Annotated in this window: 1 pseudogene; it reads left to right on the top strand. The window is 41.1% G+C overall.

Annotated features, from left to right (window positions below):
* Positions 1-66: 66 nt before the first annotated feature.
* Positions 67-248 (top strand): annotated as a pseudogene (locus H5201_RS22885) (DUF2931 domain-containing protein); the annotation flags it as partial.

The following is a 248-nucleotide window of genomic DNA, read 5'->3' as shown; positions in this document are numbered from 1 at the left end:
CAATCAGCCAGAACAAGATGAAAAGAGTGAGCAATGGCAATCACAACTAATAAATGGATATAGATTATGGACAAGCTCATAAAATTACTTATCACACTCGCTTTAATATTATTCGCTGTAGGATGCTCGTCAACAGGTAAAATTGATTACATGGTCGCAGGTGTCGGCACCGAAAATGGCAATGCAATTTGGGGGCGCTCTGTGGTATTTGATGATGAGTGGGGTATTCCTTCCGGTGCAATAGAATG

The sequence above is a fragment of the Pseudoalteromonas sp. SG43-6 genome (genome assembly GCF_014164365.1).
Classification (GTDB): Bacteria; Pseudomonadota; Gammaproteobacteria; order Enterobacterales; family Alteromonadaceae; genus Pseudoalteromonas; species Pseudoalteromonas rhizosphaerae.
This window is presented reverse-complemented; position numbering and strand designations above follow the sequence as displayed.